Genomic DNA, 24,649 nt, shown 5'->3' with positions numbered 1-24,649 from the left:
GGGCTCTCATTGCTACTGGACGGTGATCTTGTCGACCTCGACGGTGATGCCCTTCACCTGCTCGGAGGAGGTCGCCGTCGTGACCGTGCCCTCACCCGCCGACACGCCCTTGACCTTCAGGGTGTAGCTCAGCGACTCACCGGGCGCGCCCGGCGTGCTGGTGACCCGGTAGTCGGAGGTGGCACCGGAACCGGCCGCGATCCGGCCGCCCCGGGTGCCGTCGGTGTTCTCCGCGCCGATCGTCAGCCCGTAGGCGTCGCCCGGGTAGGCGATCGGCGAGGGGTAGGTGAACGTGATGTCCTCGCTGCCGTTGACCCCGATCCAGGCCTGGAACGTCTTCAGGTCACTGGTGCCGAAGAGGTTGACCCGCCACTCGACGACGATCCACGTGGCCACGCCGTCGGTCAGCGTCGTCGCGAAGACGCCCGGCGCGCCGGTGCCGTCGAGGTCGGTCCAGAACGGCGCCAGCACCGCGTTCGGCCGGTCGGCGTCGGGCACGTCCTGGGGCAGGAAGTTGATGTCCTGCGACCCGTCGGTGCCGCCCGCGACCAGGTAGCCGTTGGACGTGATGCCCAGGCGGTCGAACGTCTGGCCGGCGAAGCGGTAGTCCGGCACGTTGAAGTTCAGCGCCTCCTCGTCGCCGATCGGGGCCGGGGCGACGCCGAACGTGTCGAGCGGGATGTAGCCGAACAGTTCCCCGGGGGCGATGGCCGGGGCGTCGGGCTCGCGGCCCGCCAGCGTCTTCTTGGTGGTCGCGATCTGGCTGCCGACCTTGGTGGCGCCGGTGACCGAGTTGAGCCGCAGTCGCGCGTTGAGCGTGCTCAGCGCGGTGACCTCGGTGTCCTGCAGGGTGTCGTTCCGCACGGTCACCGTGCAGGTCGACTCCCCGGTGTCGCGGGGGATCGAGGCCGGTGCGCAGGCCTGCTCGACCGGAACCGCGCCCTCGCCCCGCACGAACGCCACCGGCAGGTGCTGCTGCCTGGTGCCGCCGACCTGCTTCAGGTCGACCTGGCCGAAGTACTGCCCGTCGGGCAGGTCGGGCGCCGCGATCACGATCTGCACGCTCTGCGTCTTGCCCGGCTTGACGGTGAACAGCGGCGGGACGACGACGATGGTCGCGCCGGCCACGGTCTTGCCGGTCGCCGTGTAGGTGAGGTTCTTGTCGGTCGCGTTCTTGAACGTCCGCTTGGCGGTGATCACGCCCGGCATCGTGGGGGCGTTCACCGACGGCAGGTTCAGGTCGATGCGGTTCAGCGGATCGGCCGACGAGGCGGCGAAGTTCTCCGCCGACTCCTCCAGCGTGAGGGCGGTGTCGCCCGCCTTGGTCAGGTCGATGCGGCCGCCGCCCATGTCGAACGCGTCGGCCGGGGTGGTGCCGTTCTGCTTGCTGACGCTGGTCTTGGCCGTCGTCTCGAGCGCGGTCTTGACCTGGCCGGGCGTCCACGTCGGGTGCAGCGCGAACAGCAGCGCCGCTGCGCCCGCGACGTGGGGCGACGACATCGAGGTGCCCGCGATGGACATGTAGAGGTTCCCGGGAGGCCCTTCGAGGGGGGACTCGGGAGTCGGGGTCGTACCGGCGAGGATGTGCAACCCCGGCGCGGTCACATCGGGCTTGAGGAAGTCGCCGCCCGGCCCGCGCGAGGAGAACGTGGTGATCACGTCACCCTGCCACGTGGTCTTCGCGCCCCGGGTGAACGAGGCCGTGCCGGCCGGGTTGGCCGTCTTCCACGCGAGGAACTGGTCGGTGGCGGGCTTGTCGATGTGCACGGTCGGCAACCAGTGGTTGTCGGTCATCACGTCGAGCGACTCGGCGTTGTAGAGGATCATCCCGGCCGCGCCGCCCTGCTTGACCTGGAATCCCTTCAACACCCGGTTCGGCCCGCGCTGGCAGGCCACGATCTTCCCGGCGAACAGCCCCGCGGGCGGCGTGCTCAGACAGAGCGCGTCACTGTACGGTGGCGCCGACGCAGGCACCACCGCGCGCGCCGGGCTGACCCCGTCGGTCACCGTGGCCCCCTTGACGGTGGCCCCGCCCGACAGCGAGATCGTCGACTGGAACGTCCGCGACTGCGTCGAGGCGGCCACCGTGGTCACCCACGGGCTCAGGTGCTCGGCGGTCGCCGCCCCGGGCCCGGAGTTGCCGGCCGAGGCCGCCACGAACACCCCCGCGGCATAGGCGTCGAGAAAGGCCAGTTCGACCGGGTCGCTGTACGGATCGGCGCCACCCCCGATCGAGAAGTTGATCACCCGGACCCCGTCGAGGATGGCCTGCGCGACCGCCTGAGCCGAGTCGGACTGGTAGCACCCTCCGTTGCCGCACACCTTGTAGACCGCCACGTGCGCGGCCGGTGCGACGCCGTGGATGGGCCCCCGCGAGATGCCCAGCGGGTTCGCGTCCGCCACCGGCCCACCGGCCGAGGTAGTCGAGGTGTGCGTGCCGTGCCCGTTGGAGTCACGCGCGCTGTCGGGGTAGACCTCGCCGCCCACGACGGCGTTGTAGGTGTCGAGGAACGGCTGCCCCGAGATCAGCTTGTTGTTGCACGCGAACACGTCGGCGGCCGGAGTGAGCGGGTTGTCCCCGAAGTCACAGGTCCGCGCCGTGCCGTCGGCCTTGGCCGGGGGCTCGGGCAGGCTCGCGCCGCCGAACTGCGGATGCTCCGGCCACGCGCCCGAGTCGAGGATGCCGACGATGACACCCTTCCCGGAGCTCGGCGCCCCGCCCAGCTTCGAGTAGACCGTCGGCGCCCCGATGAAGGCCGGGCTGGAGTCGGACAGCGGCTGCGCCACCTTGTCCTCCTGGACGGCCGCCACCCCCTTGATCTTCAACAGCTCGGCGGCCTTGTTGGCCGGGACGGTCAGCGCGAGCCCGCCGTAGACGGTCCGCAGCCGCTGGCCGACCTTCGCCCCGCCCACCCGCTTGGGCAGCTCGGTGAGGAAGGTGTTCTCGATGCCCTCGATGTGCCTGACATAGTTCCTGGCCGCCGTGCTGCGCAGGTCGAGGGCCTTGCCGGTGACCGACGGCGACGTGCCCGCGAGCCCGTCGACCCCGCCCTCGTAGGCGGCGAGCGCGTCGTAGTCGAGCTTGACCACGACGTTGACCGGAGCGGCCGACCTCGACTTGATGAGCGCCTGGTCGCTCCTCGCGAGCTGACCCGTCACCGATTTCGCGCCGGTGACCCTCTCGGGGTTGGTCAGCGGCGTGGCAGTGAACTTCTCCGGGGGCGCCGGGCTCGCGCTCGCTGGGGGTGACACCGAGACCACCAGGCATAACCCGGCGGCTGCGGCGGCTGACCGTGACTTCTTTGACACGTAACCTCCCATAGGGGCTGCGTGATTCCGCCCGCGCCGGAGGCCGGCCGGCGTCGGGACATGCGGCGGCCGACCTTGACGTGGTGTCTCCGAGCGACGGAATCGATTCGTACCGTGACTATTTTGGAACGGTCGAACCTGCCCCGGGGTCTAAACAGAGGGGTTTGCGCCGCCCAGTGTCCAGATGTGGCCGCTCACTTAGACTCCTGACCATGAAGCTGAAGCTTGACCTGCATGACATCTTCAACAAGGGCGGCCAGATCGACCGGGCGTTGCGGGAGATCATCCAGGAAGCCATCGACAAGAAGGCGACCGAGGTCGAGATCATCCCGGGCAAGGGGTCGGGACAGCTGAAGAAGAAGGTGCTGAGGTTCCTGGACCAGAAGGAGATCAAGGCGCTCTATCACCGGATCGACAAGGACGCGAAGAACCACGGGCGGCTGTTCGTGTACTTCCGGCACAAGTAGTGCTCGACCTGATCGTCCTCTACACCGACCGGCTCGACGCCTGTCACGCCTTCTACTCCGGCCTCGGCCTGACCTTCCAGAAGGAACAGCACGGCTCCGGGCCCGAGCACTTCTCCACCACGCTCGGGTCCGTCGTTTTCGAGCTCTACCCGGCGGGTGAAAAACCCCCGACGGGGCGACTCCGCATAGGGCTTACCCTCCCTCCTGGCTCCGGTGTTGAGCCCGGACGGCACACCCTGACCGACCCCGACGGCCGAACGGTCGCCCTCACCGTCACGGGACGACCGCCAAGCCGATAGCCGGGAGCCTCGTCACTGTTCGGGAGTGTTGGCGATTCCGATGCCGAAGAAGATAAATGTGATCACCACGGCCGGGATGACGAAGAGGTAGCCGAGGATCAGCCCGGCGACCGCCAGGCCGCGGCCTCCTCTCTGCCCGCCCGACGTCTGGGCCAGCCCGATGTGGCCGAAGATCACTGCGAGGAGGCAGGGAATCCCGAAAACACACCAGCCGCCCAGAATGCCGAGGATTCCGAAGACCAGCGAAGCGGTGGCGCTGCCCGAGGTCGGGGGCATGTGGAAGTTGATCTGCGGCGGGTGGACCGGCGGCGGCGGTGGGCCCTGCCAGGCGGGGAGATGCTGCCGGTAGGGCTCGTCGGGGGAGGGGGTCGTCATGTGAGGCTCCGGGGTTGGTAGCGAAACATGACTAATGACGCACCGAGAGTGACACCGGTTGGCAGCGGGGAATATCGGGAAACCTGAAGTTTCCGATTACCTTGAGTGATGATCAGCTGTTCGGAGCCTGGTAGCCCGGGACCGACGGCCATCGCACCGTCAGGACGACCGACTCCTCCTCGGCGTGCCACGAGTGGTCGACGCCGTGTCCCCACACCAGGTAGTCGCCCTGCTTCTCCAGTACGACGCTCTGGTCTCTCAGTTCCATCCGGAAACGGCCGCTGATCAGTACGATCATCGCGGTCCGGGACTCGCCGGTGACCCACTCGGTGCGCTTTTCGCCGGCCGGGTGGAGGCCCCACTTGATCTCGACCTCGTCGCTGTGCCGGGGATCGCCCGACGGCTGGAAGTGGCCGAGTAGCCAGCCGCGGTCCAACAGCGCGTCGGCGTTGGCGTTGCCCACGTACACCCGTTCTGTCACGAGCGGCGAGGTTAGCAGAGTTTGCCGATCGTCCTGGCCTCCTCTGCGGCGGCGACCACGGCCGCCAGATCGGCGCCGGTTCCGGCGGTGACCAGGGCCGATATCGCGCCTTCTATGAAGGGGGCGTCGGCCAGGACCACGTCCGTGCGATCTTCGATGAAGGTGCGGGCGGTGAGGACGGCGCTGCCGAGGTCCATCAGGATGACCACGCCGTCGCCCTGGTCGACCGCCGCCACGGCGGTCTCCAGTTTCGCGATGCTGGTTCCCAGGCCGCCGTCGTCGGTGCCGCCCGCCGGGTGGATCGGGGCGTCGTCACCCGCGATGCCGACGGCCAGTGCCACGGCTTCCTCGGCGAGGCGGGCGCTGTGGGAGATGAGGACCAGGCCGACCATGTCACACCGCCCGCAACGCGTCGATCATGAGGGCCATCGAGGTCGCGCCCGGGTCCTGGTGGCCGACGCTGCGTTCGCCCAGGTAGCTGGCGCGGCCCTTGCGGGCGCGCAGGTTCGTCGTCGCCTCGGCGCCGTCGAGAGCCGCCTGCGCCGCGGCGTCGAAAGACGTTCTCATCGCGGGTACGGCCGGAGCCAGCGCGTCGATCATCGTCTTGTCACCTTCGGCGGCGGAGCCCAGTTTGGCGATGGCGGCCAGGGCGTCGGAGAACGCGTCGGCCAGGGCGTCGGCGGTGACGTCGGGCGCGTCTCCGATCGAGCGGCCGAGGGTGCGGAACATCGTCCCGTAGAGAGGGCCGGAGGCGCCGCCCACCTTGCGGATCAGTGTCGTTCCCGTCGTGACCAGCACGTCCGCCGGGGTCGCGGGCGGGGTGGCCGCCAGGGCCTCTTCGACGGCGGTGAAGCCCCGGTCGAGGTTCGAGCCGTGGTCGGCGTCGCCGATGGCCCGGTCGAGGTCGGTCAGGTGGTCGCGTTCGGCGCGGACGCGGTCGGTGACAGCCGCGATCCAGCGCAGGAAGAACTCGGTGTCCATCAGCGTCCCCACCGCAGGCCGGGCGTCTCGACCGGATGGTCCCACAGCGACGTCAGCTCCGCGTCGAGCAGGCAGGTCGTGATGGAGAATCCGGTCATGTCCAGGCTGGTCACGTAGTTCCCGACCAGGCACCTGGTGGCGGTCGCGCCTTTCTCCCGCAGGTACGCGTCCACCTCGCCATAGGCGATGTAGAGCTCCATCAGCGGGGTCGCGCCCATGCCGTTCACCAGCACGAGCACGTCGCCGGAGAACGGGAGGTCGGCGTTCAGGGCGTCCAGGGCCACCCGGACGATCTCCCTGGCCTCCCGGAACGGTTCCCTCGACCGGCCCGGTTCGCCGTGGATGCCGATGCCGAGTTCGATCTCCGCCGGGCCCAGGTCGAAGGTCGGCTTTCCGGCCGCTGGCACCGTACCGGCGGAGAACGCCACGCCGAACGAGCGGCTGCGTTCGTTGACCGTGCGAGCCATCGAGGCGACCGCCTCCAGTGGAGCGCCCTGTTCGGCCAGGGCGCCGGCCATCTTCTCGACGAACAACGTCGCGCCGGTGCCTCTGCGGCCCGCGGTGAAGGTCGAGTCCTGCACCGCCACGTCGTCGTTGACCAGGACGCTGACCACCTCGGCGCCCTCTTCCGCGCACAGCTCGGCGGCCATCTCGAAGTTGAGCACGTCGCCCGTGTAGTTCTTGACGATGTGGAGGACGCCCGCGCCGCCGTCGACGGCCTTGGTCGCCTCGATCATCTGGTCGGGGACGGGGGAGGTGAACACCTCTCCGGGGCAGGCGGCGTCGAGCATGCCGTACCCGACGAAACCCGCATGAAGGGGTTCGTGGCCCGAGCCGCCGCCGGAGACCAGGCCCACCTTGCCCGGGGTGGGGCCCGAGGCGCGCAGCACGATCCGGTTGCCGACGTCGACGCGCAGCGACGGATGGGCGGCCGCCATGCCTCTGAGCGTGTCGGGGACGACGTCGCCGACGGCGTTGATGAGCTTCTTCACGCCGCTTCTCTGCCCGGTAAGGGGGTGGTACAAGCGCGGCGAAAGGGGAAGCCGTTCTCCCGGCCTCCCCTTCCGGGTGATCAGCGGGCGAACACCACGATGTTGTCGCGGTAGGAGCGCCGGTCGCGGTCGAACGTGCCGCCGCAGGTGATCAGCCTGAGCTGGGCGCCGCCGCCGGAGGCGTACACGAGCTTGTTCGGGACTTCGTTCTTGGGATAGCGGGCGATCCGGTAGACCGTGAAGGTCACCGACGATCCGTCGGCCCGGTTGACGGTGATCTTGTGGCCGGTCTTCAGCTCGCGGAGCCGGTAGAAGACCGCCGGGCCCGACTTCGAGTCGACGTGCGCGGCGATGACCGCGACGCCCTTCTCGCCCGGTTCCGGGCCCGACTTGTGCCATCCGGCGACGTCGAACCTCTTCGGGGCGATGAGCTTGCCCTTCTTGTCGAGCTTGAGCGGGATGATCTGTGAGTTGACCTTGATGGCCGGAATGCGGACCCTCGTCGGGTTCGCGACATCCTTGGCGACCGGCGCGACCTGAGCCCCGACAGTGGCCGCCTGCGCCGGCGGCGCGCCCTCACCCGCACACGCGGCCAGCAGCAGTGCCGTGGCGAGAAGTGCACCCGCTCTCATCGTGTACGTCTTCACGAGGCGTCACCCTGACGACGCCGCGCCAGCATCCCCAGCCCGGCTACGGTCCCGACGCCGGCCACCCCGGCGATGCCGAGCGGCACCCACGGATTCATACCGCCTTCTTCGGCGGAGACGAACTGCAGGTCGGCGGCGCCGCCCATGCCGGTGTCCACGCCACCGCTCGGCCGGTCGTCATCGTCGTCGTCCTGCGTGCCGCCCATGCCGGTGTCGACGCCACCATTGGGCAAGTCGTCGTCATCGTCGTCGGACGTGCCGCCCTTGCCGGTCTCGACGCCGCCGCTGGGGCGATCGTCATCGTCGTCGTCCTGGGTCCCACCGGCACCCGTGTCGACCCCGCCGCTGGGCCGGTCGTCGTCATCGTCGTCGGACGCGCCACCGGCACCGGTGTCCACACTGCCGCGCGGCTTGTCGTCGTCATCGTCGTCCTGGGTCCCGCCCTTACCGGTCTCGACCCCGCCGCGCGGGCGGTCGTCATCGTTATCGTCTCCGCCACGGCGGTCGTCGTCGTCGTCGCCGCCGCGGTCGTCATCGTCGTCGGCCACCGTGGCCGACCACATCGGGGCCGTGTGGGCGGCGGCCGGGAGGGCGACGGACGCGCCTCCGACGGTGGCGAAGGCGGCGATGGCCAGGAGGGCTCGGCGGGTTTCGAGGTTCATCTCAGCTCCCTGTGTTCGTGTTCCGGTTGCTGAGATCAGAGTCGTGAGCGGGGGTTGGGCTTCTCTGAGAGCCGGGTTAGAGCGGTCTCATCGGGCCGGTCTCATAGGGCCTTGAGCCGATATCCCGTTCCGCGCACGGTCTCGATGCGGTCGGCGCCGATCTTGCGGCGGAGGTAGCGGACGTAGACGTCCACGACGTTCGAGCCCGGGTCGAAGTCGAAGCCCCAGACCTGGCTCAGCAGCTGTTCTCGCGACAGGACCTGTTCGGGGTGCCGGAAGAACGCCTCGGCCAGGGCGAACTCCCGTGTCGACAGGTCGATCGAGCGTTCGCCCGCGTGGGCGCGGCGGGTGCGCAGGTCCAGGGCCAGGTCGCCGACGCGCAGCACCGTCGCCTCCGGGGCGCGTTCGCTGCGCAGGCGCAGGCGGACCCGGGCCAGGAGTTCCTCGAAGGCGAAGGGCTTGGCGATGTAGTCGTCGGCGCCGCCCTCCAGGCCCGCGACCGTGTCGCCGACGCTGTCGCGGGCGGTCAGGATGATGACGGGGATCTCGGTGCGGGCCGCGCGCAGGCGGCGTAACACGGTGAAGCCGTCGCTCAGGGGCAGGCCGATGTCGAGGATCAGCAGGTCGTGGTCGCCTGCTCTGGCGTGTTCGTACGCCGCCAGGCCGTCGGTCACCACGGTCGTCACGAAACCGCTGGCCCGCAGGCCCTTTTCGAGGAACGCGGCGATGCGGTCCTCGTCCTCGGCGATCAGAATGCGGTTCACGCGGGCTCCTCGAACACGAAGGGGAAGGTCAAGACGAACTGGGCGCCACCGCCCGGGGCGTCCATCACGAACGCGCGGCCCTCGTGCGCCTCGGCGATCGACCGGACGATCGACAGGCCAAGGCCGGAGCCCTCTCCGGCGATGCGGGAGCGTTCGAACCGCTGGAAGATGCGTTCGCGGTCCTCCGGGGGCACCCCGGGGCCGCTGTCGCGCACCCACAGCACGACCTGGCCGTCGCGGACCGCCGAGCCGACCGCGACCAGGTCGCCGTCGTTCGTGTGGCGGACCGCGTTGGCCATGAGCTGCATCAACGCCTGGGTGAGGCGTTGCTGGTCGGCGAGCACGTAGTCTTCGGCGACCTCGTCGACGCGCCACTTCCGGTCGGCCAGGGCCCGCGCGCGGGCGACGGCGCCCACAGTGAGCTCGGCGAGTTCGACGGGTTCGAGGGTGACGAAGTTGGGCTGGCCCGCTTTGGCGAGGGTCAGCAGGTCGTCGACCAGGCGGTTCATCCGGATCAGCTCGTCGTTGACGAGGGCGAGCGTGTCTCTCTGGTCGTCGGGGTCGTCGCCCATCAGTTCCAGGTGGCCCCGGATGACGGTGATCGGGGTGCGCAGTTCGTGGCCGGCGTCGTCGGCGAAGGTGCGCTGCGCGGCGAAGGCGCGGTCGAGGCGGTCGAGCATGTGGTTGAAGGTCGCCGCCAGCGCCGCCACGTCGTCGTTGCCGGTCACCTCTAACCGTCGCGTCAGGTCGGAGCTGTCGGTGATGGCCTCGGCGGTCTGGCGCACCAGCCTGATCGGGGCCAGCGCCCGTCCGGCCACGAACCAGCCCGCCCCACCCGCCAGCCCCAGCGCCGCCAGGCCGGTGATGGCCAGGACCTGCACCGATGCCACGACCTCCTCGCGATGGGCGTCGTAGAAGACGGCCACCACGAACTGGCCGACCTCGTCGCCGACCTGGACGGGGATGGCGGCGTAGCGCACCCGTCCCGCCGCGCTGTCGGTCCAGCCGGCCATGGGCCGGTCGGTGACGGCGGCGATCTTCTGGACGAGGGCCTCGTCGTCCTCGACGGCGGCGAGCCGGTCGACGCCGCTGATCTTGACCTCGTCACCGACGACCCGGAAATAGGTCTCCCACCGGTCGGGGGCGTTCACCGACAGGAACAGGTCGAGCAGCGCCGCCGCGCTCGCCGGGCGGGAGTTCCTGGTCTCGTTGTCGACGAACCGGCGCAGTTTCTCGGTTTCGTTCTCCAGTTCGGCGCTGACGCGGGCGTCGAGCCGGTTGAGCAGGATGCTCCACGTCGCCGACAACGACACCGACAGCGCGAGTGCCACCAGGAAGAGCATCCAGCCCACGATCCGGGCACGGGCGCTCATCGGTCCCCGCGATCAGTCGTCGTCACCGTCATCGTCGTCGTCATCTCCGTCGTCGTCGTCCCCGCCCTGCTTCGGAGGCGGTGGCTTGACCGGCTCGCCACGCTCCTTCTTCGGGGACGTCGACGGCTTGGGTGTCTTCGTCGGCTTCGCCACGGCCGGCTCGGACGGCTCGGCGGTGACGACCACCGGGCCGCCCAGTTGCGGCCCGTCGTCCCCGAACGCGGTGAAGATGCCGGACACCGCGAAGGCGGCCACCACCGCCCCGGCGATCAGCAACAACACGGACACCCTGCGACGCATGGCCCCAGTCTCGGACCGCTTCAGGAGAACATCATGGGAGGCCGATGAGAAGACTCTCATCTTCCCCACGCCGCCGAACCTGTAGGAAGATCACCGAAGGCTCATGGAAGGGGTTCTCCAATGTCGGTGCTGCGTGATCTGGTCGAGGGCATCAAGGGCGGGTCGATCGAGGTGGTCGACCTCACCGCGCCGCTGGACGAGTCGACCCCGATCTTGATGCTGCCCGAGCCGTTCGGGAACACCGTGCCGTTCAAGCTGGAGGAGATCAGCCGGTACGACGACCGCGGCCCCGGTTGGTACTGGAACAACATCTCGACCGGCGAGCACACCGGCACCCACTTCGACGCGCCCGTCCACTGGGTCACCGCCCGCGACGGCGAGGACGTCTCGCAGGTCGCCCCGGCCAAGCTGCTCGCGCCCGCCGTCGTCCTCGACTTCGCCGCCCAGGCCGCCGCCGACCCCGACTTCCTGCTGGAGATCTCCCACGTGACGGCGTGGGAGCAGGAGCACGGTCCCCTGCCCGAAGGTGGCTGGCTGCTCTACCGAACGGGCTGGGACGTCCGCGCCCACGACCAGGCGGAGTTCCTCAACGCCAACGAGACCGGGCCGCACACGCCAGGAATCTCGGTCGAATGCGCCCGCTACCTGGCTGAAGAGACGTCCATCGTCGGGCTCGGCGTGGAGACGGTGGGCACGGACGCGGGCACGGCGCACTCGTTCGATCCGGCGTTCCCGTGTCACTCGTTCCTGCTCGGCGCCGGTAAGTACGGCCTGACCCAGCTCCGCAACCTCGACAGACTCCCGGCCACCGGTGCTGTCGTGGTCGCGCCGCCGCTTCCCATCATCGGCGGATCGGGGTCGCCGGTCCGCGTGCTGGCCCTGGTCGAGCGGTGAAGCGAGACGCGGACGGCCGAAGGCCGGTCGTGGCTCGCGCTGCGAATCTGCCTGAAGTCAACGTCGACGAGGCCGTCGGCCGCGCACTCGCTTCTCTGGGGGTCCGGACGGTCTTCGGTGTCGTCGGCTCCGGGAACTTCCACGTGACCAACGCCCTCGTGGCCGGGGGAGCGCGCTTCGTCGCGGCCCGGCACGAGGGCGGCGCGGCGACCATGGCCGACGCCTACGCCCGGATGTCGGGCGAGGTCGGTGTGGTGACCGTCCACCAGGGCCCCGGGCTGACGAACCTGCTGACCGGGCTGGCCGAGGCGGCCAAGAGCCGCACGCCGCTGCTCGTGCTGGCCGGTGAGGTGACGTCGCCGCTGTCGAACTTCTGGGTCGACCAGGCGGCGCTGGCGGCGGCCGTCGGAGCCGTGTCGATGCGGATCACCTCGGCGGAGTCGGCTGTCGACGACGCCCGCGCGGCCTATCGGCTGGCGCTGGGGGAGCGGCGGGCGGTGCTGCTCAACCTGCCGCTCGACGTGCAGGGGCAGAAGGCGGGCGAGGAGCTGCCCGGTTCCGCCGGTGGGTCGCCGACGCCCGGTCTGGAGGAGGACCGGCCCTTCCCGCGCGCGCTGGTGAACAGAGCGGCCACGCCTGTGGCGCAGCCGGTCGACCTGGGATCGCTTGAACGGCTGGCCGAAGTGCTCTCCGCCGCCGAGCGGCCGGTCTTCGTCGCGGGGCGCGGCGCGCGTCATGCCCGGCGCGAGCTGGAGGCGCTGGGGGAGAAGACCGGGGCGTTGCTGGCCACGTCGGCCGTCGCGCGGGGACTCTTCAAGGGCAGCCCCTGGGACCTCGACGTCTCCGGCGGCTTCGCGACGCCGCTCGCGGCCGAGCTCATCCGGGGCGCCGATCTCATCGTCGGGTGGGGGTGCGCTCTGAACATGTGGACGATGCGGCACGGCGCGCTCATCGCCCCGGCGGCCACCGTGGTGCAGGTCGACCTCGACGCCTCGGCGATCGGGGCTCACCGGTCGGTGAACTTCGGCGTCGTCGGGGAGGTCGGGGGGTGTGCGACAGCCGTAACGGAAAGAATCCCAGATCAGCACAGCGGATACCGGAGCGATGAGCTGGCCGTGCGCCTTGAGAACGGGCGGCGCTGGCAGGATGTCGCCTACGAGGACGAAAGCGGCGATGGGCGCATCGACCCCCGAACGCTGACCATCCGGCTGGACGAGTTGCTCCCCGCCGAACGGATCGTGTCCGTCGACTCGGGAAACTTCATGGGATATCCGGCGATGTTCATGGATGTCCCAGACGAATACGGGTTCTGTTTCACCCAGTCGTTCCAGTCCATCGGGCTCGGCCTGGCCACCGCCGTCGGGGCGGCTCTCGCGCGGCCCGACCGGCTGCCCGTCGCGGCGCTCGGGGACGGCGGCGCGCTGATGGGCGTGGCGGAGCTCGAAACCGTCGTGCGGCTGGGGCTCCCGATGGTGATCGTCGTGTACGACGACGAGGCCTACGGCGCCGAGGTCCACCACTTCCACGGGGCTCCGCACGACACCGTCACCTTCCCGCCGGTCGACATCGCGGCCATCGGGCGGGGGTTCGGCTGCGCGGCCGTCACGGTGTGCTCCGCGGCCGATCTGGATGCGGTGCGTGAGTGGGTCGGCGGCCCCCGTGACCTGCCCCTTCTCATTCACGCGAAGGTGACGCGCGAACGCGGCTCGTGGTGGCTGGAGGAGGCGTTCAGAGGGCACTGATCGGAGCTTCGTAGGTTACGGTTCTCGCATGGCTGAGATCGTGTATCCCCCGGTGATCGGGGCCGCTGTGACGATGTTCAAGATCCTCGGGATGAAGATCAACATTGAGGGCGCGGAGAACATCCCGGCCACCGGCGGGGCTGTTCTCGTCAGCAACCACATCAGCTATCTCGACTTCCTCTTCGCCGGGTTCGGCGCGCGGCCGGCCAAGCGGCTGGTGCGCTTCATGGCGAAGAAGGAGGTTTTCGACCACGGGATCTCCGGGCCGCTGATGCGCGGAATGCACCACATCCCGGTCGACCGGGCCGAAGGGGCCGGCGCCTACATCGCCGCGCTGAAGGCGCTGAAGGCGGGCGAGGTGGTGGGCGTGTTCGCGGAGGCGACGATCAGCCAGTCGTTCACCATCAAGGACATCAAGAACGGTGCGGTACGCATGGCGGCCGCCACCAATGTGCCGCTGATCCCGATCTCGCTGTGGGGCACGCAGCGGCTGTGGACCAAGGGCCGGCCCCGCAACATCATGCAGCGGAACATCCCGATCACGATCTCGATCGGCGAGCCGATGCACCCCAAGCGCCGCGAGGACATGGACGCCGCCACCGCCGAACTCCACCGCCGTCTGTCCGAACTGGTCGACAAGGCGCAGCGGTCCTACCCCGACGACGGCACCGGCGCCTGGTGGCAGCCCGCCCATCTCGGCGGCACGGCCCCGACGCCCGAAGAGGCGGCGGCTCTGGACGAGGCGGAGCGCAAGGAACGCGCGAACCGAGGCGAGTGAGGGTTCTGGCGCCGCGCGGAGAATCGCCGCAGGCGACGCATCGAAGGAGATGCGTTCTCCCCTCCACTACCAAGCTATAGCGGACCCCGGGGCTTGCGGCAAGACCCCGGTTGTGCTGCAAAATCACCCACCGACATGGAAACAACCGTGTCGGATGGGGGATTCTTCATGATTGACGTCATCGTCGTCGGCGCCGGTCCGACCGGTGTGATGCTCGCCGCCGAACTGCGGCTGCACGGCGTCGGGGTGGTCGTCCTGGAGGCGGCGGCCGAACCGACCAGAATCGCCAAGGCGCTCGGCCTGCACGTGCGAAGCATCGAGATCATGGACCAACGGGGACTGCTCGGAGGGTTCCTCGCGGAGGGGCGGCAGCACCCGCTGAGCAGCCACTTCGCCGGCATCATCAAGCCGTGGCCGGTGACCCTGGACACCGCCCACCCCTACATTCTCGGCATCCCGCAGCCCACCACAGAGCGCCTGCTGACCGAGCACGCCGTCGGGCTCGGCGCGGAGATCCGGCGCGGTAACGCGGTCGTCGGGCTGACGCAGGACGACCACGCAGTGACGGCCGACCTGGCCGACGGGACCCGGCTGACCGCGCGTTACCTGGTGGGGTGCGACGGCGGGCGGAGCCTGGTCCGCAAGCTGCTCGGCGTCGGCTTCCCCGGTGAGGCCAGCCGCGTCGACACGCTGCTGGGGGAGATGGAGCTCACCGCGCCGCCTGAGACGGTGGCCGCCGTGATGGCCGAGGTACGCAAGACCGAGTTGCGGTTCGGGGCGGGTCCGCTGGGCGACGGTTTCTACCGGGTGATCGTGCCGGCGGCCGGCGTGGCCGACGACCGGGCGGTTCCGCCGTCGATCGACGACTTCAGACGGCAGATGGTGGCGACCGCAGGGACCGACTTCGGCGCGCACTCCCCGCGCTGGCTGTCGCGCTTCGGCGATGCGACCCGGCAGGCGGAGCGCTACCGGGTGGGTCGGGTCTTTCTCGCCGGGGACGCGGCGCACATCCACCCGCCGACCGGTGGACAGGGGCTCAACCTGGGGATCCAGGACGCCTTCAACCTCGGCTGGAAACTGGCCGCCCAGGTCAACGGCTGGGCCCCGGACGACCTGCTCGACACCTACCACGCCGAACGCCACCCCGTGGCGGCCGACGTCCTGAACAACACGGCCGCGCAGATGCTCCTGCTGTCGACGGAACCCGGTCCCCAGGCGGTCCGCAATCTGCTGTCGGAACTGATGGACTTCGAGAACGTGACCCGATTCCTGCTGGAGAAGATCACCGCCATCAGCGTCCGCTACGACTTCGGCGACGACCACGACGCGGTCGGCCGCCGGATGCGCGCCCACGGACGGCTCTACGAGCTGATGCGCACCGGGCGGGGCCTGCTCGTCGACCCGACCGGCCGGCTCTCCGTCGAGGGCTGGGCCGATCGGGTCGATCACGTGAACGAGGAAGTGGGCGTCCCCGCGGCGCTGCTCCGGCCGGACGGCCACGTGGCCTGGGTCGGAGAAGACCAGGACGAGCTGGTCGGCCGGCTGACCAGATGGTTCGGCAAGCCCGCCTAGAAGATCTCGGCCCCGGGCGGCTATTTCCTGCGGGTCAGGGTGCAGCCCTTGCGGGACAGGTCCAGCCGCGACCCCTTGGTCAGGCACGCTCCGATCGTGAAGACCTGCTGGCCGTAGGAGCGGCCCTTCACGGAGGTCACCGCCCCGCGCGGGCTCACCTCGCAGGGGTTGTCGTCGGTGCACCGCCCACCGGCCTCGTTGTGGGTGTTGTGGATGCCCACGATCGTGATGCCGTCGGGGGCCAGCAGCGCGGAACCGGACATGCCGTGGCCGGGCGCGCAGTCGTCGGCGGCGGCGTAGCGAATCGCGTCGTTCTGCTGGTAGCCGCCCTCCCGCAGGTGCTCGACCACGGCCTGGGCGGAGCACTTCAGGCGCCGGGCGCTGTAGGCGAGGGTCAGCCGGTCGCCCGCGCGCACGGGGGCGGAGGTGAGCCGGAAGACTTTCGCGCCCCTGGCCTTCAACTGCGCGTAGGTCTTGTCCAGGCGATAGAGGGCGATGTCGGTGCCGGTCATCGTCGCGTACACCAGCCGGTTGGCGTGGGCGGTGACCTTGGGGTAGCCCTGACGGTCGGCGATGGGCACCACGCGGTCGGCGGGCCGGTCGACCAGCGCGGTTCCGGGCGCGGGCCGCTTCCCCTCCACGCAGTGACCGTTGGTCAGCAGCAGTGCCGGGTCCTGCGGGCGGGAAGTGGAGGTGCGGACGACGGAACCCACGCAGTCACCCAGGCTCACCGCGCCTTCCACGTTGGGAATCCGGTCATCCGGAGGCACCTCGGCGCCGGAGATGATGCCGTTGATCCAGGCGGCATGCCTGGTGGCGTCGGTGTAAAGGGTCGGCGCCTTGTCGCCGCCGGGGCCGCTGACCACACCGGCCACCGCCCATTGGCCGCGCTCGCGGACCAGCACGGGCCCACCGGAGTCCATGTTGCTCGCGGCGACGCCGCCGTCACGGCTGCCGACGCACAGTTCCCCGGTCTTCGCGGCGGACGGACACGCCGAGAGCGGCTGCACCAGGGTGTCGGCCTCCCGCAGCTTGCTCGGGAAGCATCGGTGATCGTTGATGTCGTCGCAGGTCATGCCCCAGCCGATGATGCGGACGGGCGTGTTGGCCCGGGGCGTGGCCGAGGCGATGCGCACCGGCTTGGCCCGGACAGGGGTCCGCAGGTGCATCAGGGCGAGGTCGCGGCCCCAGATACCTCCCTCTTCCTGGAAGTTCGACAGCCGGTAGTAGTGGTCGACCTCGGCCACCTCGCCTCCGGAGGTGGTGTCCAGCGACCCGACCCGGACCTTCCAGCCGCGCGGGACACCGACCTTCGCGGTGGTCGGGTTCTTGCCGGCGCAGTGACTGGCGGTGAGCACCCACTGCGGGGCGAGGACCTCCACCCCGCAGCCGTGGTTGTCAGGACGCGGCGGCGCGGGATAGGACGGCTGGAAGGAGCCCATGAACGTGTAGCCCTGGGTCGATTCGGTGCCGCCCACGATGGCCTGCGCGGGGGAGACGGCCATCAGGAACGGGGCCAGCGCGAGGACGGCGCCGACCAGGAGGGATCGTTTTCGCATACGCCCCACCCTGGACACGGGGAGTATCCGGTCCGCCGCAGGACTGTCTCGAGCGCCGCCCTAGCGTGTATCAATCAGCGCGCCTGAGCTCACACGGGCGACAGGAGTTCCTCGGCGCTGCTGACCTGGAAGGCGCGGTCGAGCCACATCGCAGTCAGTTCGGGGTCGACGCAATCGAGGATGCGGTCGCGGACCTCGTCGGTCACCGTCAGGTTCCGGTGCGCGAGGATCGCCAGCACGGCTTGAGCCTTACCGTGCGCGACGGCTCCGCGGGCCCATTCGCTTTGGTATTCGTAGGTTCCCACACCCATCAGTTTCCTCCACAGCTCCGAAGCGTCCTTGCTCAACGCCACTGAGAGATAGTCAGTGTAGTTCTGAGCTTCTTTGCCCATCTTTTTCCTGAAAGCTCGGATGCCTGCTCGGGCCGCGGTCAACACCTCTTTGCGGTGAGGGCCGTCGGCGTGGGCCAGGGCCGAGAGGGTCGCCAGTTCGGGTTTGGCGATGGCCAGCGCTTCGTCCGTTACCAAGGGGAGAGCGGAGAGCCCGATCACGTGAGGGGTCACCATCGAGGCGGGACCCAGCGCGATGGGCGTGGACACGCGTTCCGCACCATCGGCGTGCGGCCACATCACCAGCAGGATCGTCGGGCACTTGTGGCGGGCACGAACGGCCGTGACGTACTTCGGCCACGACCACTCCTTGCGGGCATCGTGGTTGCGTTGCACCTCGACGACGCAGGCGAGGACCGGCCGGCCCCTGTTGCGGAGGACGATCACGTGGTCGGCCCGGAGTTCGACGGGCCTGGACTCGTTCATCACCGGTGATTCGACCCGGGCCTCCTCGTAGTAGGGGACGTGCACGCCGAAGGTTTCCTCCAGGAGGTCGGGGGCCAGGCGGGGGTTGTTGGTGAACAGGTCGAGCCAGAGTTCGTGTTCGGTGGTCGGGGGCACGTCGACGACATTACGTTCCGCGACCGGAAAATCTCAGTGGGTTATCAAAGCGTTATAGGTCTACTGGACGTACAAGCTGGTTCAGAGATCTATGTGAACCGCCGCACCGACCGGCTTGGCGATCATGAAGAGAACGTTCCCTCACCAGGGTCGCCCGGGCTGCCCGCCCTCGTCAATGGCTCGTACCGCTACCAGTCAGGCTTTTCGCCCGCGACGTCCTCAGAAACCGTTCCATCGGATATTCAAAGCTCAAACGCTCCGCGTGACGTGCATGATCGGTCGAGGAGAGCGCTCTCCCATGACGAGTGCCCTCCCCTTTTCGTTACGCGGGAGTTAATTTGATACTTGACAGATATCGGAACAAAAGGGGAACCTCAGGGCCCAGGGAGCGCTCCCCGAACTTCACCCCCCGCCCTCCCGAGGAGACACGTTGAGTTCATCGCGCAGTCCGGGCCGGTTACGCCTGGGCGTGCTCATCGCGGCAGCGCTGGCGCTGCTCGCCTCCTACGTCGCCATCCAGCCGGCCATGGCCGCCGACACCCTGCTCTCGCAGGGCAAGACGGCCACCGCCTCCTCGGTCGAGGGGGCCTTCGCGGCGTCCGCCGCCGTCGACGGCAGCACCGGAACCCGGTGGGCCAGCGCCTTCGCCGATCCCCAGTGGATCCAGGTCGACCTGGGCGCCTCGGCCACCATCAGCCAAGTCGTCCTGAACTGGGAGGCCGCCTACGGGCGGGCGTTCCAGATCCAGACCTCCGCCAACGGCACCACCTGGACGACGATCCACACCACCACCGCCGGTACGGGCGGCGTCCAGACCCTCAACGTGACCGGCACCGGGCGCTACGTCCGCATGTACGGCACCGCGAGGGGCACCGCCTGGGGCTACTCCCTGTGGGAGTTCCAGGTGTACGGGTCCACCGGCCCGACCGGCACGTGCAGCGGCAACGCCGCTCTCGGCAAGCCGATCACCGCGACCTCCACCGAGGGGACCTTCGTCGCGGCCAACGCCGTCGACGGCGTCGCCGGCACCCGGTGGGCCAGCGCCTACGGCGAGCCCCAGTCGGTGACGATCGACCTCGGTGCCACCACGTCGATCTGTGGCCTGACGCTGGTCTGGGAGGCCGCGTTCGCGCGGACGTACCAGATCCAGACATCGCCGAACAACACCACGTTCACCCAGATCTACTCGACGACCACCGGAGCGGGTGGCACGGAGAACATCACGGCCACCGGGTCCGGCCGCTACCTGCGGCTGGTGCTGAGCAACCGGGCGCTGCCGTTCGGCATCAGCCTCTTCGAGATCCAGGTCCGGACCGGAACGCCGACCAGCCCGTCGCCGTCGCCGTCTCCGTCGCCGTCGCCGTCGCCGTCCCCGTCCCCGTCTCCGAGTCCCAGCCCGTCTCCGAGTCCGAGCCCGAGTCCGTCGCCCTCCCCGTCACCTGACCCGGGTGGGACGCGGCTCCTCTCGTACAACAAGCCCGCCGTCGCCTCCACGTCGCAGAGCGACGTGAACTGCTACGAGTGCACGCCGGCCCGCGCCTTCGACCTCGACGCCGCCAGCCGCTGGGCGACGAGCTCGACCACGGGCTGGGTCGACCCGGGCTGGATCTACGTCGACCTCGGCGCGGTGGCCCAGATCAGCAGGGTCGTCCTGCAGTGGGACCCCGCCTACGCCAGGGCCTTCCAGATCCAGACCTCCAACGACGCCACCAACTGGACCAGCATCTACTCCACCACGACGGGGACCGGCTTCAAGCAGTCGATCAACGTGACGGGTAGCGGGCGCTATGTCCGGATGTACGGCACCCAGCGCGCCACCGCCTACGGCTACAGCCTCTGGGAGTTCCAGGTGTACGGCACCGGCGGCGCCCCCAACACCCCGCCCGCTCCCGCCCCCGACCCGCGCGTACCCCCGCAGCTGGTCTGGAGCGACGAGTTCAACGGCGCGGCGGGCACCAAGCCCGACGCCGCCAAGTGGCGGCCCGACGTCGGCACCGGCCCGAACAACGAGCTGGAGTACTACACGAACAACAACAACGCGAACATGAACGGCGCGGGTCAGCTGGTCATGGAGGCCCGCCAGGAGGTCACGCCGGGTTCGGCCTGTCCGGGCGGCACCTGCCAGTACACCTCGCACCGGATGAACACCGGCACGAAGTACCACTTCACCTACGGACGGGTCGAGGCCCGGATCAAGGTGCCCAAGGGCAACGGCCTGTGGCCGGCGTTCTGGATGATGGGCGCCGACTTCCTGACCGGCCGTCCGTGGCCGTACAACGGAGAGATCGACATCGTCGAGGTGCTCGGCAAGGACGTGAAGACGTCGTACACCACGATCCACGCACCGGCCTACAACGGCGGCGCGGGCATCGGGGCGCCGAACACCCTGCCGAGCGGAGCCGACTTCTCCGACGACTACCACGTATGGGCCCTGGACTGGAACAGCTCGGGCATGACGTGGAGCGTCGACGGCCGCACCGTCTTCACGCTCAGCAAGGCCCAGGTCGAGGCGACCCGCGGGCCGTGGGTCTACGACCACCCGTTCTACATCATCCTCAACCTCGCCGTCGGTGGTGACTGGCCGGGTCCGCCGGACGCCTCCACCGGTTTCCCGAAGCAGATGCTCGTCGACTACGTGCGCGTGTACCAGTGATCGACCCTCCCGGGGCCTCCCTGACAGAGGCCCCGGGGGGCACCCCCCACTAGATCCATGGAGTACGCGATGTCCCTGACCATCACGTGGGCCAGGATCGCCGCCATCGGCGTGTTGATCCTGGCGATGCTCACAATCGTCACCCAGAGGGCCGAAGCCGCGCCCATCTCTCAAGGCAAGACCGCCACCGCCTCCTCTGTCGAGGGGGGCCACGTGGCCGCCAACGCGGTCGACGGCAACGCCGGCAGCCGCTGGTCCAGCCTGTTCTCCGACCCGCAGTGGCTCCGCGTCGACTTCGGCGCCGCCACCTCGATGAACCAGGTCGTGCTGCGGTGGGAGGCGGCCTACGCCACCGCCTACCAGCTCCAGACCTCGTCCAACGGCACGACGTGGGCGACGGTCGCCACCCGCACCGCCCAGACGGGCGGCGTGCAGACGATCAACTTCACCCAGACGTCCGCCCGCTACATCCGCGTCTACACGACCGCGCGCGCCACGGCCTACGGCGTGTCCCTCTGGGAGTTCGAGGTGTACGGCCCCGGCGGCACCGGCCCCACCCCGACTCCCACGCCGTCGCAGCCGCAGGGCCCGATCGTGAGGGTGTCGGAGTTCCTGGCCGACTGCCCGTTCACCCACCGGCTGCCCGACGACCCGATCATCTACCCGGGCCTGCCCGGCGCCTCGCACATGCACTCGTTCTTCGGCAACCTGACGACGAACGCCCACTCGACCGTGGAGACGCTCCTCGCGGGCGACTCCAACTGCAACCCGCGCATCGACCTGTCGTCGTACTGGGTGCCGACGCTCTACGTCAACGACCAGCCCGTCGAACCGGTCATCACGACGTTCTACTACCTCGGTGAGGGTGTCCGGCCCGAGATCACCGCGCAGATCCAGCCGCTGCCGCTGGGCCTGCGCATCGTCGCAGGCAACGCCAAGGCCACCGCCCCCGACGCCTCCACCAACTCGCGATGGTCGTGCCTGCACGCCAACGAGGCGGGCGCGTCGAAGGACTTCGTGAACTGCCCAGCCGGCACGATGCTGGAGTCGTACCTGGACTTCCCGCAGTGCTGGGACGGGGTGAACCTCGACTCGCCCGACCACAAGAGCCACATGGCCTACCCGGTCAACCAGGCCTGTCCGTCCACCCACCCGGTCCCGGTGCCGAAGCTGCGTCAGGTGCTCCGCTACCCGGTCAGCGGCGATCCGTCGCGGATCCGCCTGGCGTCGGGCCGGGGATTCACGATGCACGGTGACTTCTTCAACGCCTGGCCCGAAGCGGAGATGCTGCAGCGGGTGCGTGACTGCATCCGTCCGGTCATCAAGTGCGGGGCCAACGGCCGCCCATGAGAAAACTCGTTCTCGCCGCCGTGGTCCTTCTTTCGGTCTCCTGTACGTCTGAAGCACCGCCGCCGGTGAAGCCGGTAGTGGCCGTCACGACGGCTTACAACCCGACGGATCTGGCGTGGGCGCAGCTCATGGCAGCGATGAACGAGCGCTTGCTGAAACTGACCGATCTCGCCCCCACCCGGGCCGCGGACCCCGCACTCGCCGACCTGGCGGGGTCCGTCGCCCAGGGCCACCGGGCCGAACTGGCCCGTCTTCGTGCGATCCTGACCAGCGCGAAGGCGGGCCCCAACCCGCACGAAGGACACGACATGCCGGGCATGCCGACCCCGATAGCGATCGAGGCGGCGACCAGGGCGAAGGGCAAGGCGTTCGACAAGCTGCTGGTCAGCGCCCTGAAGGGCCACCTCGACCAGTCGGCGATGGTGACCGCGAGCGAGCAGAAGGCCGGCGCCTCGCCGGAGGCGCTCGCCCTGGCGGCGGACATGACCGCGGCGCGCACCGCGCAGCTCGCCACCCTCGCGGGACTTGCCAGGTAATGGCGGTAAGAATGTAACCATGAAGGTTGGACTCCAAATCCCTAGCTTCACCTACCCCGGCGACGCGCCGCTGAGCGATCAGCTCGCCCGGATCGTCAAGACCGCCGACGAGAGCGGTTTCGACACCATCGCGGTGATGGACCACTTCTGGCAGATCGGCAACGTCGGCCCGGTCGAAGAGCCCATGCTGGAGGCCTACACCACGCTCGGCTGGATCGCCGCCCACACCGCGCGGGCCCGGCTGCTCACGCTGGTCACCGGTGTGATCTACCGGCAGCCCGGCCTGCTCGCCAAGATCATCACGACCCTCGACGTGCTGTCGGGCGGCCGTGCCTGGCTGGGCATCGGCGCCGCCTGGAACGAGGAGGAGTCGAAGGGTCTCGGCTTCCCGTTCCCGCCGCTGGCCGAACGCTTCGAACAGCTCGAAGAGGCGCTCCAGATCTGCCACCAGATGTGGGCGGGCGACGAGAAGCCGTACACAGGACGGCACTTCACCCTGGAACGACCGCTGAACTCCCCGCAGGCGATCACCCGCCCGCACCCGCCGATCATGATCGGCGGCGGCGGCGAGAAGAAGACGCTGCGCCTGGTCGCCCAGTACGGCGACGCCTGCAACCTGTTCCCGGCGGCGCCCGACCAGCTCCGGCACAAGCTCGACGTGCTGCGCGGCCACTGCGAGGCGGTCGGCCGCAACTACGACGACATCCAGAAGACGATCTACTACATCTACGACACCTCGCAGGGCGCCCAGAAGATCGTCGACGACCTGGGCGGCTACGCGGAGCTGGGCTTCAGCCTCGCGATCGGCCAGGTCAAGGGGGTGCACGAGATCACTCCGCTGGAGCAGATCGGTCATGACGTGATCCCGGTCGTCCAGTTGATCTGACTTTGGGCTAACTTGGCGGCGTGGGCTCAGCGACCCTCGTCCCCCAGACCCAGTCGATGACCGGCGACGATCTGTCCGCCGACGACGCCTGGGCCGCCCTGCGCGCCTACGGCGCGTGGCGGCTCGCCCGCGACTCGTTCATCCGCTTCCGCTACGGCGACGGCATGAGCCACTCGCGGGCCCTGGCGTTCCAGATGTGCCTGTCGGTCATCCCCGGCGCGATCGCCCTGGTCGGGCTCAGCTCGGTGGTCCACACCGAGAAGCTCGGCCAGGTCCTCGCCCTCACGCTGAGCTCGCTGACCCCGGGCGAGGGCGTCGCGGCCGTCCGCGACATCCTCGACGGCGGCTCACGCTCCGACGCGGTCGCCCTGTGGCTGGGCCTGATCACAGCCGTTTTCTCCCTGGTCAGCACGATGGCCCAGGTGGAACGCGGCGCCAACCGCATCTACGGCATCGAACGCGACCGCCCCTTCCACCGCAAATACCTGCGCGGCCTGATCCTGGCGACGACCGCCGGAACGTTCATGGTGGCCGGATTCGTCACGATGGTCGGCGGCGGGGCGCTGAAACACGCCCTCGCGGAGGTGTACGACTGGGGCCCCGGCCTGCGCTTCTCCTTCGACCTGGTGCGCTGGCCGCTGGGCTTCCTGCTGGCCCTGGTGGCGACCTCGGTCATCTTCCGCGCGTCCCCCAGACGTCGCCAGCCCGGACACACGTGGCTGGCCTTCGGCGCCCTGGTGACGCTGGTGCTGTGGACGATCTTCACCCTGGGCCTGTCGGTCTACACGGGCCTCAACGGCAGCTTCGGCGAGACCTACGGCCCGCTGACGGCCGCGATAGCGCTGCTGCTCTGGTCGTTCCTGACCTCGATCGCCCTGTTCGTCGGCCTGGCCGTGGCCGCCCAGCTCGAAGCCTCCCGCACCCACCACACCGACCCTGCCATGCCCGACCCCGGCCCGACGAAGGAAGAGGAACGCGAACCGCTGGTCGGCGCGGTCGGTATGGCCGCCCTGGCGGCGGCCCAAGCACTGATCGCACGAGTCAGAAGACGCTGAGAGAAGTACAGTTATCAGAACTGT

General features: G+C 69.4%; 24 protein-coding genes. 11 read left to right on the top strand and 13 right to left on the bottom strand.

Annotated elements, in window-relative coordinates:
* Nucleotides 1–12 precede the first annotated feature (12 nt).
* Complete coding sequence (locus AW272_RS45535; protein ID WP_275527280.1) at nucleotides 13–3,252, bottom strand: S8 family serine peptidase; 3,240 nt, start codon at nucleotides 3,250–3,252, stop codon at nucleotides 13–15.
* 269 nt (nucleotides 3,253–3,521) lie between these two features.
* Between AW272_RS45535 and AW272_RS07090 the strand changes: the two genes are divergently transcribed.
* Both AW272_RS07090 and AW272_RS07085 read left to right on the top strand, forming a co-directional pair.
* Entirely contained in the window at nucleotides 3,522–3,776 is a 255-nt protein-coding gene (locus AW272_RS07090; RefSeq protein ID WP_066361970.1) for a Smr/MutS family protein, read from the top strand.
* The gene (locus tag AW272_RS07085) at nucleotides 3,776–4,075 is read left to right on the top strand and encodes a VOC family protein (protein ID WP_066361968.1); all 300 of its coding nucleotides are present in this window, start codon (nucleotides 3,776–3,778) and stop codon (nucleotides 4,073–4,075) included. The genes AW272_RS07090 and AW272_RS07085 overlap by 1 nt, the downstream gene beginning before the upstream one ends.
* Nucleotides 4,076–4,087: 12 nt before the next feature.
* Here the strand turns inward: AW272_RS07085 and AW272_RS07080 are convergent, their stop codons facing one another.
* From AW272_RS07080 to AW272_RS07035, 10 genes are all read right to left on the bottom strand, one after another.
* Nucleotides 4,088–4,450 carry a DUF4190 domain-containing protein gene (locus tag AW272_RS07080; RefSeq protein ID WP_066361967.1) on the bottom strand — a complete coding sequence of 121 codons (363 nt, stop codon included), beginning with the start codon at nucleotides 4,448–4,450 and terminating at the stop codon, nucleotides 4,088–4,090.
* A gap of 112 nt (nucleotides 4,451–4,562) precedes the next feature.
* Nucleotides 4,563–4,931, bottom strand: coding sequence for a cupin domain-containing protein (locus AW272_RS07075; protein WP_066361965.1), 369 nt, complete (start codon nucleotides 4,929–4,931; stop codon nucleotides 4,563–4,565).
* Between the two features lie 11 nt (nucleotides 4,932–4,942).
* Nucleotides 4,943–5,323 carry a dihydroxyacetone kinase phosphoryl donor subunit DhaM gene (gene dhaM / locus AW272_RS07070; protein ID WP_066361962.1) on the bottom strand — a complete coding sequence of 127 codons (381 nt, stop codon included), beginning with the start codon at nucleotides 5,321–5,323 and terminating at the stop codon, nucleotides 4,943–4,945.
* A gap of 1 nt (nucleotide 5,324) precedes the next feature.
* Entirely contained in the window at nucleotides 5,325–5,912 is a 588-nt protein-coding gene (gene dhaL, locus AW272_RS07065; protein WP_218010813.1) for a dihydroxyacetone kinase subunit DhaL, read from the bottom strand.
* A complete protein-coding gene (gene dhaK / locus AW272_RS07060; protein ID WP_066361961.1) occupies nucleotides 5,912–6,904 on the bottom strand; it encodes a dihydroxyacetone kinase subunit DhaK in 993 nt (330 codons plus the stop codon). Before dhaK ends, dhaL begins: the two co-directional genes overlap by 1 nt.
* A gap of 80 nt (nucleotides 6,905–6,984) precedes the next feature.
* The gene (locus AW272_RS07055; RefSeq protein ID WP_218010812.1) at nucleotides 6,985–7,551 is read right to left on the bottom strand and encodes a class F sortase; all 567 of its coding nucleotides are present in this window, start codon (nucleotides 7,549–7,551) and stop codon (nucleotides 6,985–6,987) included.
* Nucleotides 7,548–8,213 (bottom strand): hypothetical protein, encoded by a 666-nt coding sequence (locus AW272_RS07050; protein WP_066361959.1) that lies wholly within the window; start codon nucleotides 8,211–8,213, stop codon nucleotides 7,548–7,550. The genes AW272_RS07055 and AW272_RS07050 overlap by 4 nt, the downstream gene beginning before the upstream one ends.
* 101 nt (nucleotides 8,214–8,314) lie before the next feature.
* Entirely contained in the window at nucleotides 8,315–8,977 is a 663-nt protein-coding gene (locus AW272_RS07045) for a response regulator transcription factor (RefSeq protein ID WP_066361957.1), read from the bottom strand.
* Nucleotides 8,974–10,350 (bottom strand): sensor histidine kinase, encoded by a 1,377-nt coding sequence (locus AW272_RS07040; RefSeq protein ID WP_066361955.1) that lies wholly within the window; start codon nucleotides 10,348–10,350, stop codon nucleotides 8,974–8,976. The genes AW272_RS07045 and AW272_RS07040 overlap by 4 nt, the downstream gene beginning before the upstream one ends.
* Nucleotides 10,351–10,362: 12 nt before the next feature.
* On the bottom strand, nucleotides 10,363–10,650 hold the full coding sequence (locus tag AW272_RS07035) for a hypothetical protein (protein WP_066361954.1): 288 nt from the start codon (nucleotides 10,648–10,650) through the stop codon (nucleotides 10,363–10,365).
* 120 nt (nucleotides 10,651–10,770) lie between these two features.
* On the opposite strand from AW272_RS07035, the gene AW272_RS07030 reads away from it, so the two are divergent.
* The 4 genes from AW272_RS07030 (at nucleotide 10,771) to rox (ending at nucleotide 15,636) form a co-directional block, all read left to right on the top strand.
* Entirely contained in the window at nucleotides 10,771–11,544 is a 774-nt protein-coding gene (locus AW272_RS07030) for a cyclase family protein (RefSeq protein ID WP_066361953.1), read from the top strand.
* 29 nt (nucleotides 11,545–11,573) lie between these two features.
* Nucleotides 11,574–13,286: a thiamine pyrophosphate-binding protein gene (locus tag AW272_RS07025; protein WP_245657227.1), complete on the top strand. Its 1,713-nt coding sequence runs from the start codon at nucleotides 11,574–11,576 to the stop codon at nucleotides 13,284–13,286.
* 28 nt (nucleotides 13,287–13,314) lie between these two features.
* Complete coding sequence (locus AW272_RS07020; protein ID WP_066361952.1) at nucleotides 13,315–14,064, top strand: lysophospholipid acyltransferase family protein; 750 nt, start codon at nucleotides 13,315–13,317, stop codon at nucleotides 14,062–14,064.
* 168 nt (nucleotides 14,065–14,232) lie between these two features.
* On the top strand, nucleotides 14,233–15,636 hold the full coding sequence (rox, locus tag AW272_RS07015; protein ID WP_066361949.1) for a rifampin monooxygenase: 1,404 nt from the start codon (nucleotides 14,233–14,235) through the stop codon (nucleotides 15,634–15,636).
* Nucleotides 15,637–15,656: 20 nt separating this feature from the next.
* Here rox and AW272_RS07010 read toward each other — a convergent pair whose 3' ends face one another.
* Nucleotides 15,657–17,195 (bottom strand): trypsin-like serine protease, encoded by a 1,539-nt coding sequence (locus AW272_RS07010; RefSeq protein WP_066361947.1) that lies wholly within the window; start codon nucleotides 17,193–17,195, stop codon nucleotides 15,657–15,659.
* 89 nt (nucleotides 17,196–17,284) lie between these two features.
* A complete protein-coding gene (locus tag AW272_RS07005) occupies nucleotides 17,285–18,145 on the bottom strand; it encodes a hypothetical protein (RefSeq protein ID WP_066361946.1) in 861 nt (286 codons plus the stop codon).
* Between the two features lie 430 nt (nucleotides 18,146–18,575).
* Between AW272_RS07005 and AW272_RS07000 the strand changes: the two genes are divergently transcribed.
* The 5 genes from AW272_RS07000 to AW272_RS06980 all read left to right on the top strand — a co-directional run bounded on the left by AW272_RS07000 (nucleotide 18,576) and on the right by AW272_RS06980 (nucleotide 24,625).
* Nucleotides 18,576–20,798 (top strand): discoidin domain-containing protein, encoded by a 2,223-nt coding sequence (locus AW272_RS07000; RefSeq protein WP_245657225.1) that lies wholly within the window; start codon nucleotides 18,576–18,578, stop codon nucleotides 20,796–20,798.
* A 69-nt stretch (nucleotides 20,799–20,867) separates the two neighbouring features.
* On the top strand, nucleotides 20,868–22,148 hold the full coding sequence (locus tag AW272_RS06995; RefSeq protein WP_245657224.1) for a DUF1996 domain-containing protein: 1,281 nt from the start codon (nucleotides 20,868–20,870) through the stop codon (nucleotides 22,146–22,148).
* Nucleotides 22,145–22,684 carry a DUF305 domain-containing protein gene (locus tag AW272_RS06990; protein WP_066361940.1) on the top strand — a complete coding sequence of 180 codons (540 nt, stop codon included), beginning with the start codon at nucleotides 22,145–22,147 and terminating at the stop codon, nucleotides 22,682–22,684. Before AW272_RS06995 ends, AW272_RS06990 begins: the two co-directional genes overlap by 4 nt.
* Nucleotides 22,685–22,703: 19 nt before the next feature.
* Nucleotides 22,704–23,570 (top strand): LLM class F420-dependent oxidoreductase, encoded by an 867-nt coding sequence (locus AW272_RS06985; protein ID WP_066361938.1) that lies wholly within the window; start codon nucleotides 22,704–22,706, stop codon nucleotides 23,568–23,570.
* 20 nt (nucleotides 23,571–23,590) lie between these two features.
* Nucleotides 23,591–24,625, top strand: a complete 1,035-nt coding sequence (locus tag AW272_RS06980; RefSeq protein ID WP_066361937.1) for a YihY/virulence factor BrkB family protein — start codon at nucleotides 23,591–23,593, stop codon at nucleotides 24,623–24,625.
* Nucleotides 24,626–24,649 lie beyond the last annotated feature (24 nt).

Origin of the sequence: Herbidospora mongoliensis (assembly GCF_001570545.1) — a bacterium.
GTDB lineage: Bacteria > Actinomycetota > Actinomycetes > Streptosporangiales > Streptosporangiaceae > Herbidospora > Herbidospora mongoliensis.
This window is presented reverse-complemented; position numbering and strand designations above follow the sequence as displayed.